The 13,913-nt window shown below is 49.1% G+C and carries 14 protein-coding genes, 1 tRNA gene and 2 pseudogenes; 6 read left to right on the top strand and 11 right to left on the bottom strand.

The features are described 5' to 3' along the window. Positions 1-210 precede the first annotated feature (210 nt). On the top strand, positions 211-3,153 hold the full coding sequence (locus AB182_RS20325; protein ID WP_082137078.1) for a ligand-binding sensor domain-containing diguanylate cyclase: 2,943 nt from the start codon (positions 211-213) through the stop codon (positions 3,151-3,153). Positions 3,154-3,247: 94 nt separating this feature from the next. Here the strand turns inward: AB182_RS20325 and AB182_RS20330 are convergent, their stop codons facing one another. The 5 genes from AB182_RS20330 to AB182_RS20350 all read right to left on the bottom strand — a co-directional run bounded on the left by AB182_RS20330 (position 3,248) and on the right by AB182_RS20350 (position 6,187). Next, complete coding sequence (locus AB182_RS20330; protein WP_047371682.1) at positions 3,248-3,613, bottom strand: STY0301 family protein; 366 nt, start codon at positions 3,611-3,613, stop codon at positions 3,248-3,250. Positions 3,614-3,700: 87 nt separating this feature from the next. Next, the gene (locus tag AB182_RS20335; RefSeq protein ID WP_047371683.1) at positions 3,701-4,066 is read right to left on the bottom strand and encodes an STY0301 family protein; all 366 of its coding nucleotides are present in this window, start codon (positions 4,064-4,066) and stop codon (positions 3,701-3,703) included. A gap of 93 nt (positions 4,067-4,159) precedes the next feature. Next, complete coding sequence (locus AB182_RS20340) at positions 4,160-4,525, bottom strand: STY0301 family protein (protein ID WP_047371684.1); 366 nt, start codon at positions 4,523-4,525, stop codon at positions 4,160-4,162. Beyond that, on the bottom strand, positions 4,512-4,913 hold the full coding sequence (locus AB182_RS20345; RefSeq protein WP_047371685.1) for a BPSL0067 family protein: 402 nt from the start codon (positions 4,911-4,913) through the stop codon (positions 4,512-4,514). Before AB182_RS20345 ends, AB182_RS20340 begins: the two co-directional genes overlap by 14 nt. A gap of 242 nt (positions 4,914-5,155) precedes the next feature. Then, entirely contained in the window at positions 5,156-6,187 is a 1,032-nt protein-coding gene (locus AB182_RS20350) for an alpha/beta hydrolase (protein ID WP_047373385.1), read from the bottom strand. A 305-nt stretch (positions 6,188-6,492) separates the two neighbouring features. On the opposite strand from AB182_RS20350, the gene AB182_RS20355 reads away from it, so the two are divergent. Continuing rightward, positions 6,493-6,861 carry an STY0301 family protein gene (locus AB182_RS20355; protein WP_047373386.1) on the top strand — a complete coding sequence of 123 codons (369 nt, stop codon included), beginning with the start codon at positions 6,493-6,495 and terminating at the stop codon, positions 6,859-6,861. 136 nt (positions 6,862-6,997) lie between these two features. Here AB182_RS20355 and AB182_RS20360 read toward each other — a convergent pair whose 3' ends face one another. Then, positions 6,998-7,213: a hypothetical protein gene (locus AB182_RS20360; RefSeq protein ID WP_047371686.1), complete on the bottom strand. Its 216-nt coding sequence runs from the start codon at positions 7,211-7,213 to the stop codon at positions 6,998-7,000. 244 nt (positions 7,214-7,457) lie between these two features. Here AB182_RS20360 and AB182_RS20365 point away from each other — a divergent pair, with 244 nt between their 5' ends. Then, positions 7,458-9,101: a glycosyltransferase family protein gene (locus AB182_RS20365; RefSeq protein ID WP_047371687.1), complete on the top strand. Its 1,644-nt coding sequence runs from the start codon at positions 7,458-7,460 to the stop codon at positions 9,099-9,101. Positions 9,102-9,310: 209 nt separating this feature from the next. Here AB182_RS20365 and AB182_RS20370 read toward each other — a convergent pair whose 3' ends face one another. Further along, complete coding sequence (locus AB182_RS20370; protein ID WP_047371688.1) at positions 9,311-10,438, bottom strand: MFS transporter; 1,128 nt, start codon at positions 10,436-10,438, stop codon at positions 9,311-9,313. 161 nt (positions 10,439-10,599) lie between these two features. Between AB182_RS20370 and AB182_RS20375 the strand changes: the two genes are divergently transcribed. Further along, positions 10,600-11,088, top strand: coding sequence for a MarR family winged helix-turn-helix transcriptional regulator (locus AB182_RS20375; protein WP_047371689.1), 489 nt, complete (start codon positions 10,600-10,602; stop codon positions 11,086-11,088). Positions 11,089-11,284: 196 nt separating this feature from the next. Then, complete coding sequence (locus tag AB182_RS20380; protein ID WP_047371690.1) at positions 11,285-11,677, top strand: lysozyme inhibitor LprI family protein; 393 nt, start codon at positions 11,285-11,287, stop codon at positions 11,675-11,677. A 67-nt stretch (positions 11,678-11,744) separates the two neighbouring features. Here AB182_RS20380 and AB182_RS20385 read toward each other — a convergent pair whose 3' ends face one another. After that, the gene (locus AB182_RS20385) at positions 11,745-11,984 is read right to left on the bottom strand and encodes a putative T6SS immunity periplasmic lipoprotein (RefSeq protein WP_223883561.1); all 240 of its coding nucleotides are present in this window, start codon (positions 11,982-11,984) and stop codon (positions 11,745-11,747) included. Between the two features lie 6 nt (positions 11,985-11,990). On the opposite strand from AB182_RS20385, the pseudogene AB182_RS33110 reads away from it, so the two are divergent. Next, a pseudogene (locus AB182_RS33110) lies at positions 11,991-12,125 on the top strand (tyrosine-type recombinase/integrase); the annotation flags it as partial. A 65-nt stretch (positions 12,126-12,190) separates the two neighbouring features. On the opposite strand, the pseudogene AB182_RS31535 reads toward AB182_RS33110, so the two are convergent. The 3 genes and pseudogenes from AB182_RS31535 to proA all read right to left on the bottom strand — a co-directional run. After that, a pseudogene (locus tag AB182_RS31535) lies at positions 12,191-12,280 on the bottom strand (Arm DNA-binding domain-containing protein); the annotation flags it as partial. 184 nt (positions 12,281-12,464) lie between these two features. Continuing rightward, positions 12,465-12,540 (bottom strand) — tRNA-Thr (locus AB182_RS20390). 116 nt (positions 12,541-12,656) lie between these two features. Further along, the gene (gene proA, locus AB182_RS20395; RefSeq protein WP_047371692.1) at positions 12,657-13,910 is read right to left on the bottom strand and encodes a glutamate-5-semialdehyde dehydrogenase; all 1,254 of its coding nucleotides are present in this window, start codon (positions 13,908-13,910) and stop codon (positions 12,657-12,659) included. Positions 13,911-13,913: the final 3 nt, after the last annotated feature.

The raw sequence follows: 13,913 nt of genomic DNA on the forward strand, positions 1-13,913 counted from the left end.
AACGGTCCGTCTCCCGTGTTGAATACCAATACATATGGGAGCCTGATTTCGTTTAAGGCAAAACAAATTTTGTGAGGGGAAATAGCATCCCAAATATACGCCTGGAATATGTCGAAAAATAAAGCAAAGAGAGAAAATTCATTTTGCGAGTTTGGCGCTGAGTCTTATCTGTATTCATACTATAACCAGTAAAGACAGGGTGGTTAATTAATGCACAGAACCATGCATAAATATATCGACACTTTCACTGATACCCTGCGCCTTCTCTTTTTTGGGTTTCTCCTTCTTTTCTGCCGCCCGGTACTGGCAGATGAACCTCACATTGCATTAAGCGAATATTTTATTGAAACCTGGTCGACAAAAGACGGCCTGCCACACAACAGCATTAACGACATTGCACAAACCCGCGAAGGTTATTTGTGGTTCGGAACCTGGGAAGGATTCGCTCGTTACAACGGCAAAACCTTCCAGATCTTTGAGCGCGGCGGCGAAAGCGGCATGCCCGACTCAGGGACGCTGGCGTTTGTCGCCGGACCAGACGGCAGCCTGCTGGTTGCAGGCGCACGCGGTGGCCTCTCATCCTGGAAAGAGGGGGTCTGGACGCCCTATGCGCCGGCGCCTACGATGATTGGTTCCGCCATGCGCGACAGTAAAGGCAATCTGTGGGTTACCATGCCCGGAAAAGGCCTGTTGATGCGTCCCGCCAATGAAACCCGCGCAACGCGGGATGTGCACATTATCGATAACGTCACTGCCAACAAAAGCGTGGAAGACGCGAACGGCATTATCTGGGCCGCCACCGACAACGGCCTGTATCAGGTGATCGACAATAAAGCGACCCTGGTGTCTCCAGGCAGCGGTTTACCGCAGGTTCGCGCCTTTAGTTTGCTGGTCACAAACGATAATACCTTGCTGGTAGGTACCGAAGGCGGCGTCTGGAAGCGCGTCGGCGAAGATTTTCAGCCGCTGCACCCGGCACTCACCAATGAAGTGGTCTCCACCATGATGCAGGATAAGCGTGGCGATATCTGGTTCGGCACCATCAACCACGGCATCTTCCGCCTCAGTCCTGAAGGGCTGGAACATCTGAATATTGATAATGGTATCGTTCATAACCGCGTGCAAAGCATCCTCGAAGACAGGGAACAGAGTATCTGGATTGGCACCAATTCCGGGTTGATTCGCTTGCGTCGTGCGCCGTTTATTACTATTAGCACCCGTCAGGGCCTGAACGGTGATTATGTCCGCACCGTCATGACGCACTCGGATGGCAGTATTCTGGTGGGCACCAGTACCGGGCTAAACCGTATTCGGGATGGGCACGTCGAACAAATTAACTGGGATCAACACACGCAGCCTTCAGTGCTGAGTCTGGGCGAGGCCACGGACGGCAGCGTATGGGTGGGCACCTATACCGATGGCCTGCTGCACTGGAAAAATGGTCAATTAACGCCAGTATTACAGCAATCTAACGGCCTGCCGGGCAACGAGGTACGCGCCATCCTCACCGATCACCAGCAGAACCTGTGGATTGGTACAGCTTCCGGATTGAGCGTCTTACGACCAAATGGCGCGCTCCATACCTACTCAGCAGACGACGGCCTTCCTGCCAGCTTTATTATGGCCTTGCAGGAAGACGAGCAGCACCGTATTTGGGTGGGTACGGGCGTGGGGGTCTCCGTTTTTCATAACGGAAAATTTGAGCACATCGATATTTCCGCCATGGAAAATGCCGAATATGCCTTCGGCTTTTACAGCGAACCCGGCTATATGTGGATGACAACCGACCGGGGTTTGCTCCGCTATCGGAGCAGCGACGGCGCAATAGGAATGGTGGGGCGCAAAAACGGTCTGCCCATCGATAAACTGTTCCAGGTGATACCCGACAATATGGGGTATCTGTGGCTTAGCTCGAACCGCGGCATGATTCGGATAAGCAAAGCCGAAGCTGTGGAGGTTATTGAGGGTCGTAAGCAGCAGATTGCCGTGACCACGTTCGGTGAAAGCGATGGCATGATTAGCGCGCAGGCCAATGGCGGCTCAATGCCCGCCGCCACGCGCGCCGGTGATGGCGGTATCTGGGTCGCAACTGCCCGCGGCGCGGTGATGGTTCACCCGGAACGATTAGGCGAGTTTAGCAAGACGCGGTTAACGGCGGTGGTGGAGTCCGTTGAGAGTAATACCACGCCGCTCAACAAGGACTACACCTTCCCTGCCGGAACGACACGTATCCGGATTAACTATTCCGGCCTGGGCTACGTTCTGCCGGAGCGGATTCGTTATCGCACCCGCCTGGAGGGCTTTGATCCGCAGTGGATCGATCGCGAGAACAATACGTCAGCGGAATACACCAACCTGCCGCCGGGGAACTACCGCTTCAACGTTTCCGCCAGTTACCCCAACGGGGAGTGGAATGGCGCGAACACCGTTATCAACCTGCGTATTAACCCATTTTTCTGGCAGCGACCCCTCTTTCAGGCGCTGTTAGTGCTGTTAATTTTGCTGGCGCTGTTTGCGATCTTTCGCTGGCGTCTGAGGCAGGCACGCCGTAACGAAGAGCGTCTGCGAACGCTGGTTGCCGCTAAGACGCTGGCCTTACAGGAGCAGGCTGAGGAGTTTGAACGTCAGGCCAAAGAGGATCAGTTAACCAGGCTGGCGAACCGTCGGGTCTTTGATAAACAACTGATGCTCGGCTTCGACGATGCCCGTGCGCACGATTATCCGCTGACGCTGGCGATCTTCGATATTGATCACTTTAAACAGATAAACGATCGTTGGTCGCATGTGGTGGGCGATAAAGTGCTGCAAAGCATCGGGGACCTGCTGCGTAACACACAGCAGGACGCCAGGCTGAGCGCCCGCTGGGGCGGTGAGGAGTTCACGCTGCTGTTCCCGCATATGCCGATAGCGCAGGCCGCGGCGATTTGCGAGTCGCTGCGAGTCACCTTATCGCAGACGGATTATCGCCATATCGCCGACGGGCTGCAGGTGACTGCGAGCTTCGGTCTTGCGGAGTCCTCCTCTGCCAATGACAGCAACGCGTTAATTAAACAAGCCGACCACGCGCTGTATATCGCCAAACAGACTGGCCGCAACAAAGTGGTTTGCTGGTCCGGCGAAGAGGATATCGCACCCGGTCATTTCCAGATTTAGGGGATGGCGAAAACAACAGAAAATGAAAAAACGGCCGCGTTATTTCCTTTTCGGGAATAACGCTGTGCGAAAGTACAACGACGATGCAGAAAGACTACTCGCAAGAAGCATAAAGCTGATTTTTATTATCCCCAAACCATGCCGAACATTTCTTTGCGGTATCAGGCACTTTCAAATCCACTGTCTTTTTCGTCCCCTTATAACGGCAGACCAGATAGAGCGGCAAATTCATTTCCCGACCATAATCCTGATAATCGCCCAGCGTCCACACCGTATCATTCAGCGTGTCAGGCATTAACTCCCCCTGCTTTTCCGGTGGCCCCTGAAAAAGGCTGACGTCATTCATCCTGTACGATCTCTTCTTCACGGTCATCGAATCAGGACAATGGATTTTTTCTGCGCTTGTCAAACCTGAAAACAGTAATGCTGCGCTTAATATTATCCATTTACTCCGGGGCATAATAGCCACCTCTATTGTTCGGCAGAAATCGCCCTTACGGCGGGTTGGTGTATAAAAGAACCACGCCGCCCCGTGTGCAGAGGGGCATTATTCGCAAGCTGCTATAAGCTTACGGTTCTTATGATAGGCAACGGAACATTTTTTGGCGTTGGCCGGAACAATCAACTCGACGCTCTGCTTCGTATTCTTATAGTGGCATATAAAATAGAGCGACGTTTCATGCTCTTTCGCCTGATCCTGATAATCATGCAGCGTCCATACCGTCTCCCGATCGTTATCCGGCATCAGTTCGACTAAATCTTTAGGCGGCCCCACGAACAAACTGGCATCGTTTAAGGCGTATGCTTTATCTTGCTGCGTTGGATGTTGCGGACAAACCGTTGGGGTTGCCTGTGCTGCGGCAATAGACAAAGATAATCCTATTCCTGACAAAAAAAACTTACACCATGGCATAGCTGTCGGCTCCTTCAAAGACTGAATGTCCCCCGGACATAACCACGCAATTTAACATCCATCGCCATGGTGGTTTTCTCATGTAGCCCGGGTTCACTCACAGGCCGCTAACACGGCGTCTTTCTTGCCATAATGGGCCGAGCATTTTTTTGCAGCCGCAGGGACTTTAATTGTTACGATTTTGTCTATTCCTTTATAACGGCAGACCAGGAATAAAGACGTATTATGTTCTTTCACATAATCCTGATAATCCTTTAATGTCCACACCCACGCATCGAGCGTGTCTGGCATTAAATCCGCTTTCTCTTCCGGAGGCCCCATAAAGAGACTGACGTAATTCATTGTGTAAGTCTTATTACCTTCCTTTAATGTCTCAGGACAGTTTATTTTTTCGGCCTGGGCAATACCTGAAAACAAAAACATGCCGGCGCTCAATAACAATACGTTATTCCACGACATAATAATTATCTCCATTGTTTTCAATGCGCGGCGTTTTTAAAAATTTAATGGTGCGTTCACTGACTGGCTTGGGAGCGACAACCAGACGTCCCTGACTATCGCGATGTCGCCCCACCCATTGATCCAACACTTTTATACCCGACGCATCCTGCCCCAGATAAATAGCGGCGTGGGAACGCCCGTCAGTATGGTTGCCATAGCGACCGTCCGCATCAAACGTGGCAATCGCCGTACCGGGCGCAATGGTCATATTACCTTTAACTAACTCGCCCCGTTTCCATGCTACCGTGCGTGGCATATTGGCCGCTTTTTGTGTGTACGCCACACATTGACCATTACCTACAGACTGACCGACATACGCTAACGGCGTTTTTGCGATATATGCCATGGAGTTAACACCCGTAGAAGTTGAGTGATGACATTCTGCATCTAATGTAAAGATATGCAAATAGAGGACAAGGGCGGATTTTAAATTAAGAAAATTCCTGGCTGGCGTATGTATTATATATTTAACAACCGATTATATAAAAAGCGCGCCGTGATTATTGGCTGCTGGACAGGAAGACGCTGAGCCTGCCCTCCCCCCTGATAAAGGGCGATTTATGGCAGGCTCAGCATCCCATGACGGGATTACAGATTAGATTTTTTGTCCGTCTTCGCGGGCGCGTTCTGTTTTGTCGGCGCGCCTAAGGTGTGTTTAAACCAGGCGACAACATGGTCAATCACCTGTGGCTGATACCAGTGAATATCGCCATGCTCCGCCCCCTCGACCAGCACATATTCAGCGGTGTCTTTTTTGGCTTTCAGCGCCTGATACAGTTGCGCGCTTTGCTGAGGAGAAACCAGCGTATCCGCACTGCCGTGCATAATCAAAAACGGCGGTTCGCGGCCGGTAATATGGCCCATCGGGCTTGCGGCAAGCGCTTTTTTCGGGTCGCTGTCGATGGTCGCCCCGGCAAACGTGCGAAACGCCGCACCGTGGACCAGTAACGCTTCGGTCACCGCCGCTGAGCGATGCACTTGCTGTATCTGTTCCGGGAAACCTTCGCCAATATTGAGCAGATTCGAGATACCATAAATCGTGGCCACACCCTGAACGTCAGATGACTGCTCGGGGTAATCTCCCTTGTCATACTCTTTTTCGCCGTTGGTCGTTCCCAGCATTTGCGCCAGCCATCCCCCGGCGGAATCACCCAACACGGCAATGCGTGCAGGATCGATGTTGTACTCTTTGGCGTGCGCTCTGAGGTAACGTACCGCCGTTTTCCCGTCAACCAATGGCGCGGGGAATTTATCCGGAATCACGCGGTATTCCGCGGCGGCAACCACATAACCTGCATTCGCCAGCGCCATACGCATTGCGATGTATTTATCGTGATTGGCTGTCATAAAACCGCCGCCGGGGAAGTAGACAATGGCCGGTTTCAGGTCATTATTGCGCGGGACCAACAGCGACATCCTGAGTTGCCTGATCGCCACGCCATCTTTGACTTGCGAATAAATCACGTTGCTGAATAAATCGGTTTGATCCTGTGACGGCGTAAATTTCATTATCTCTGCACCCTCGGTTGATCCGGGTAAGGTTTCAGCGGCGGCAACCGCCTGTGAAATAACGGATGACAATAACATGCAGCCAGCCAGAACAAAGGATGTTGGTTTCATAATGTCCTTCTTGTGTAGGGGGATTTTTTCCCGAGCCTGGTGCAGGATATCATTCGGGTTAACCGATGAATAACGCAAGAAGTCGATGTAATTGATGCAGAAATCCGATGAATTGCGCCAGAAAATCTCTGGCGCGGGTGATGTCATCGGCAAGCGCTTAGCATACTGAACCAAACTCCATGCTTTCGCCGGGCAAAAATTTCGCCATGGCCGTGGCAAGTTATTTGAGGACTACCTTAATACCCTCTAACTGATATGATCAGCAGGAAAATTATCCCGCCGCAAAAACACTGGAGGGAATGACTATGTCGTGGAGTAAGGAAATAATTTTAGGTTGTGCTGTTTTTCTTTTTTCCAGCGCTGTCTTTGCCGAAAAAATCAACTGCCCGCCTGTTTTACAGGACGGCAATAAAACATACCGAATGAATGTCGTTGATGTTTTCGTCGGGCCGCCAGAAGAAAGGGCCTCATTATTACCGGATACAGACGAAGAAATGGTATGGACACTTAAAGATTCGCAGGATTACGCGAAGGCACATAACACATCCGTATTTCTTGTTTGCCAGTATAATGGGACCCATAAAACTGCCACAGTCAAAGTGCCCGTAACAGCCCAAAAATGCTCCGCGTGGTATGGATACCGCAAAGATGAGTTTTACGTCTCCTGTGAATAAACCTGCATATTGTCAGATATCGCCCGTTTAACGGAACTGGCGATACGCCATAAACCATCAACAGAAGGTGAACAGTAAATTGTTCACACTCCGCAGTGTTTCATCGCATACAGAACGTTTACCACTCAACATTTAATCAGCGTTTAAATAGATGGTAACTCCATAGCGCCAAAGCAGCGATCACAGCGGCCAGACCAGTCTTGATAAGCAACAGCGTGAAGGCGTAATTGTTCATTGCTTCTTCGCCATCACCCGTAACAGAAATATGACGCATAAAAATATCGTTAACCCAACGATCATGCATCAGAAAGAGCGCAGCAATCAGCACAACAATAAACAAGATAATTTTCATCTCACATCACCGAAAAGCGTAAAGGGGATTATGCGCCGCAGGATCATAGCACAAGAAAAATGCAAAAAAGCTATGCTAATGCGTCGAAGAATAGTGAGACGGATTAATTTATATCAATTCAATGATATCGGCTCCTTGCAAAGGAGAGTATGCAGATGAATCATTGAAAAAATCATGTACAAATAATAATTAGATCCCTTAGAGTACCGCAAAAGTCACAAAATCTGTGTGGAACCTGACCTTTATGGACGTAAAACTGCAACCTATGATGGGAAGAGATATGCGCGATAAAATGACCACTCAACGGTGGTCGTTCTTTTTGCTGAGTTTGACATTAGCCGCTCTCTTCATTCCAATGTTCCACCATAACTTATGGGGAGGCGATGATTGGGGGCCACATGTATTAAGGCTGCAAGCTCTCAATGTACAACTTGACCATCAACAATTCCCTCCCCTTTTTGACTACTGGACAGAAAATCAGTACGGCTTATCGTGGGGAGCATTTTATCCCCCTCTGAGTACTTTATTGCTTTTTATAAGCAGACTTTTTCTATTTGGCTTTGACAATAATGCGCTACAGATGAAATTCACCCTGGGATCAATTATTCTCATCTCAGCATTTTCAGCATACTATGCAGCTAAACGGGAGTTTTCATCCGCAACAGCTGGCCATATCAGCGCAACACTTTTTATTAGTTCAAGTTATTTCTTATGCAATTTCTTCCAACGATTTGCTGTCGGGGAATGTCTCGCAATGGCATTCATGCCATTGCTTATTAGGGGATGCAATGCGTTATTAACAGGAGACAAAGATCGAAAACTCATACCTTTGTCCTGCACATTAATACTATTAGCCAACATCCCGAGCTTCATCGTTGTATTAATTTTCTTTTTCATATTTTCGCTGATAAACATAAAAAAAATAATTACTCGTGAAAACATTGTTTTTCTGGCAAAATCAGCGCTGGTTAGTCTACTAATTTCCAGTTTTTACTGGTTACCACTGATCTATCATATGCATTACTCTGATATCTTTGCATTCACCAAAATGCAGAAATCTTATGAATTTATAAATCAAACCAGGGTTAAAATTGCCCACGTATTATTTGCAACTAAAAACACAAGTGGAACGATTGGGTATAGCTTATTTCTAAGCCCTGGAATTTTAATTATTGTTTTATCTTTTATTGCACTATTCACTGATAAAGAACGTACATCAAGATCTATGCTTCTGGTCGCTGTTATTCTTACATTAATGCTATGCCCTGTTTTTTCATGGAACTGGATACCTGAAAAAATATCTGTATTACAGCTAATTCAGTTCTCATGGAGGTTGTTGAGTTGCATCACTGCAATCCTCTCCCTTTATGCTGTACTGCCTGTATTGCAATGGATGAATAAAACAAAAAGCTGGATATTTATTTTACCGACACTCATCGCATTGCAAATCACATTCCCGATTCACGGTGCAATTTTTTCCACACCGCCAGAATTCAGTTCAAACATTTTATACCGTGATTATGTTAATAATAATATAAAATTCCCAATTACTCATGAATCCCTCAACACAGCAGGATCTCTTGTCACTGAAAAACCGAATGGTTTTAATAATGGATATCCTTATTTCTATGTTAAAGCAGAAAAACCGACCCTCTTTACCCTACCTTATATTATGTATTCTGGTTATTATCTTATGATTGATAATAAAAAGATACAGCCAATATATTTAGATAATGGTTTTATAGGCGCGAACGTAGAGAAAGGTATGCACACCATCGCTCTAGGATATGATAAAAATATTTACATCATCCCAGGATTAATTAGTCTTGCGATGCTATTAATTATTATCGTTTCAGAAACTCGATTGTATATACGACGATACCGCTAAACACCTCTTGAGGGCCACGCATAGTGATTTTTCGTTGTTCATCACTAGCGTGGCACTACAAAAAATGCTCAATAATGTTCGAAGGTAGTGCAGAACATACACATAATGTTTGCCAATAAGCCCATCTGATTGCCAGATACCTTCTGGTTTGACAGTGAAGGTACGGTCAACATCGCAGGTAATTGGCAGAGCGGAACAGGCTGTTATTTTTACCTGCTCACAATGGGCTTAAAGCGTAACGCTATCGCCATCAACAGGATGACGCCTGCACTCATGATGAGCCACGCGTTTGTCAGTGACGCACCGCTGTCGCGCACGATACCGGCGATTAATGGCATCAGCGCGGCAATCAGGTATCCGCCTCCCTGCACGCGTGACAACAGTTTCCCTGCCTCGGCCGGCGTTCGCGCATGATCAAATGTCACGATGAGCGATAGCGGGAACAACGCGCCGATACCGCAACCAAGTAGCAACGTTGACACCACTGGTGTCGTCCCCGGAGAAAAGACAAGACACATCAACCCTGCCAGCAACATCAACAGCACGGTGAGCAGCGGAACACGGCGATCAGGAAATCGCGTTATCAGGGCTGATACAGCAAAGCCTGCCACAACCTCGGTTAACGTAAGCCAGGCCAGCATATAGCCGCTGCTGCGTGCGCTCCAACCCGCCTGAATGTAGAGAGGAGGAAGCCACGCCAGTACCAGCGTATAGGCGCCTGTCCCGATGCCAAAAAATAGCAATAACAACCCTGTCCTGGATGAAGATAATGTCACCTCTGCGAACACCGTTTTTTCCACCTGGCGGTGCCTGGCCCATGACAGCCAAAATATCAGGGCAAGAAGCGCTAACAAACCAGCTATTGCCAGCGTAGGCTTTAGATCAAGCCGGGTAAACAAAGGCTCGGCGGTCGCGGCAGCCAGCGCCGCGCCCGCCATAATACCGGTGCTGAACAGAGACATAAACGTGCTGGCCGATTGCGTGTATTCTTTTTTTATCAGCGCTGGCATTAACGCCTGGATCATGCCGATACTCGCACCACCCGCTAAAGCTGTACACATAAGCCCCGTGAGTGACGTGCTAAAGCCTCGGAATAAGCAGGCGAAAAGCAGGATGGAAAGCCCTACGGTAATTCCCCGCACAGCACCGGTTCTGGCTAAAAGCCATGGCCCACTTAGCGCAACCAGCCCCATCATTGCGACCGGCAGGGTAGTTAGCAGACTAAATTCTGTGGCTGATAACCCCGCTTCGCGCTGTAAAAACGGAAATAACGGTCCGATGGAAGCCAGAATGGGGCGAAGATTCAACCCGATCAAAAAAGCGATAAATGCGAACATAAAAGGCGAAGATGCTATGCGTTTCAAAACGTGATCCTTTTTGGCATGTGATTGCTCCAGCAAAAAATGCCGTAAGCATTTATCTTAACATTAAGATAAATGTTTCCTTTGTGTAAGATGGACCGCACAACTCGATAAATATCCCTGTTTAAGGTACGAAAATGCATGACCATATAGACTTTGTTGTCAGCCAGTGGGACAGCGCAATGCCCGAGCTGGACGCCTCTTCAATGAAAGTGTTTGGCCGAATGTTGAGGGTGATGAAGCATCTGGGAAAGATGCGTGCCCAGGCGCTGGAGCCGTTCGGCTTTCGCGATGGAGAATTTGACGTCCTTGCCACCTTGCGGCGCGCCGGCGCGCCTTATTGTCTTTCTCCAACACAGCTATATAAATCGCTGCTGGTCACTTCCGGCGCGATGACAAATCGCCTTAACCATCTGGAAGAGCAAGGACTGATTGAGCGAATTCATGATCCCGAAGACAAACGCAGCACACTGGTTAGCCTGACGTCTTATGGGCGAGAACGTATCGAACAAGCGCTGATTGTCCACACTGAAACGCAAAACGCGATACTGGCCAACCTTTCCGACACTCAACGCCAGCAGCTTGAATCACTATTGAGGGAGTTGTTGCTGAGCTTTCCGCGCTGAAATCGTGGTCCTCGCTCATATGAATAATGGCCGGGTAATTAAAGGCCCGCTCATGGGCACCTCTCTTTAAGCCATCTTTAAATGGCTCTGAGGTGTCTGTTGAATTCGTGGCGATTCACAAATATACGAGTAAGGAACTTAACCCAATGAAAAAAAATCATTTTTTTTTTGCTTTTTCTTAACCAGCCACGCTTCGCTGGCGGCTGAGACAGCAAACGTAACAAGAAACGATGAAGTCAAAGTCTGCGAAGAGAAATATGGTGACGAAAACAGTGAATGCTTAGGCGACATTGAGGATAAATCTACCGAGACGCTTAATAAGGCCTATGCGGATAAGCTTAAGGAGATGGAGAACTTCGACTACACCCAGTGGTGGATGGGCGATGAAGAACAAAAAAAACGGATGATTGAATTATTCAAAAAAAACCAGGCCGAATGGCTCAAATATCGTGATGATTATTGCGACATTGCAGCGACGGGTTCACAGGGCACGCACTATCTTGGTAATGCTGCAACAGGGTGCACAATCAATATGAATAAACAGCGTATTAAAGAAATAAAAATGCTTCAAATGCTAAATCTGGAATAAAAGATGCCCCTTAGCTTTTTCTGACCGCCTCTGCCTAAGGTGGTCAGAATTTTGTGTTGAATTAGCGCTACCCCTTCCCTGCTGCAAACGTGACTTCATACAGGCGCGCTTTTTTGGCTTTAATAACGGTCGCAATCAATACTGTGTAAGATTTTCCTGTAGTAAAGCGAAACGCGTTAAAGAGTAAACAATGTACGGCAGAAACCCAAACTGCATCAGCAGCATCGTAATGAAGCATGGTGATGTCGGGGTTATTGCTTTGCATAATCTCCTTCCAGTCGAGCCTTTCGCCCTGTTGAGCTGGCACACGAATATTCTTCTGGCGTTAGAGACAGCCATACGCCGTAGCGAGATCGCAGAACTACGATGGCGCTTTATCAACCTTGAAACGCGAGTTGCATATTTGCCAGATACTAAGAATGGGAATGCCCGCGATGTGCCTCCCAGCGAGATGGAAGAAAGACCGGATACTTCAGTTTAGACTGGCACTGTTTTCAGAGATGCTTACAGAACGACTTCAAGATACATGCCCCCACCATCAGCCATCTTGTAGGGTTTATCTTTGGGCCTGGCAGTCTCTACCTGTCTGGCATTGAGCTTCATTTGGGGGCATCGCCTCTAGACCGAACACGACATGCCCCCAGCGATGCCCCCAACTCACCGTAGATTTCTGTGAACGTGAGTAGACGAGCAGAGACAATAAGGGCCGTGAAACCGCGTGTTATAAGGGTTTAAAGGGTTTAAAGGGTTATTGAGTAGGCTTTGGGATACGTCAAAATAGATAGGGTGGTGCCGATAATAGGAGTCGAACCTACGACCTTCGCATTACGAATGCGCTGCTCTACCAACTGAGCTATATCGGCCCTGAAAGGACGGGATTCACGTCGGTGAACCACGGTGCAAAAGGTTAGATCTAACGAGGTGATGCGTCAATGCCCTTTGGAATCAAACGGCTACTTTTGCATCACCCCATTGTTATTTACGCACGAATCGTATCGTCGCCGAAGCCGATCCACTTGTAGGTCGTCAGGGCTTCAAGGCCCATCGGTCCCCGCGCATGCAGTTTTTGCGTGCTCACCGCCACTTCCGCGCCCAGGCCAAACTGACCGCCGTCGGTGAAACGCGTGGAGGCATTCACATACACAGCAGAAGAATCTACCTCGTTGACAAAACGGTTCGCATTGCTGAGCGTACGCGTCAGGATAGCATCAGAGTGCTGCGTGCCATGCTCGCGGATATGGGCGATAGCATCGTCCAGGTCAGCAACGATTTTCACGTTCAGATCCAGCGACAGGAACTCATTGTCGTACTCTTCCGCTTTAACCGGCACCACCACTGCCGGACCCGATTGCAACGTGGTCAGCGATTGGGCATCCGCGTGCAAGGTAACGCCGCTTTCCGCCATCTGCTTGCTCAACGCAGGCAGGAACGTGCCCGCAATCTCCTGATGAACCAGCAGTGTTTCGACGGTATTACAGGTGCTTGGACGCTGGGTTTTCGCATTCACGATAATTTTCAGCGCAGGCGCAAACTCCGCAGAATCATCAACGAAAATGTGGCAAACCCCGATACCGCCAGTGATCACCGGGATGGTGGACTGTTCGCGGCACAGCTTGTGCAGGCCAGCGCCACCGCGCGGGATCAGCATGTCGATGTATTTATCCATCTTAAGCATTTCATTGACCAGCGCGCGGTCCGGGCTTTCAATCGCCTGTACCGCGCCAGCGGGTAAACCGCACTCTTCCAGCGCCTGCTGAATCACTTTTACCGTTGCCGCATTGGTGCGCCAGGTCTCTTTACCGCCACGCAGAATCGCTGCGTTACCGGTTTTCAGGCACAGAGATGCCACATCCACGGTGACATTCGGACGCGCTTCATAAATCACGCCAATTACGCCGAGCGGCACGCGGCGACGCTCAATGCGCAGGCCGCTGTCCAGCAGACCACCGTCGATCACCTGCCCTACCGGGTCAGCCAGTTTACATACCTGACGAACATCGTCCGCAATCGCTTTCAAACGCGCTGTCGTCAACGCAAGGCGATCAAGCAGCGCTTCGCTCAGGCCATTACGGCGAGCTTCCAGAACGTCCTGTTCGTTGGCGAGAATAATCTCGTCAGACTGTGCTTCCAGGTAATCGGCGATTTTTTCCAGCACGCGATTTTTTTCACGGCTGGAGAGCAATGCCAGCTTGTACGACGCTGCTTTAGCAGCGATGCCCATCTGTTCCAGCATACA

The organism is Phytobacter ursingii (genome assembly GCF_001022135.1).
Lineage (GTDB): Bacteria > Pseudomonadota > Gammaproteobacteria > Enterobacterales > Enterobacteriaceae > Phytobacter > Phytobacter ursingii.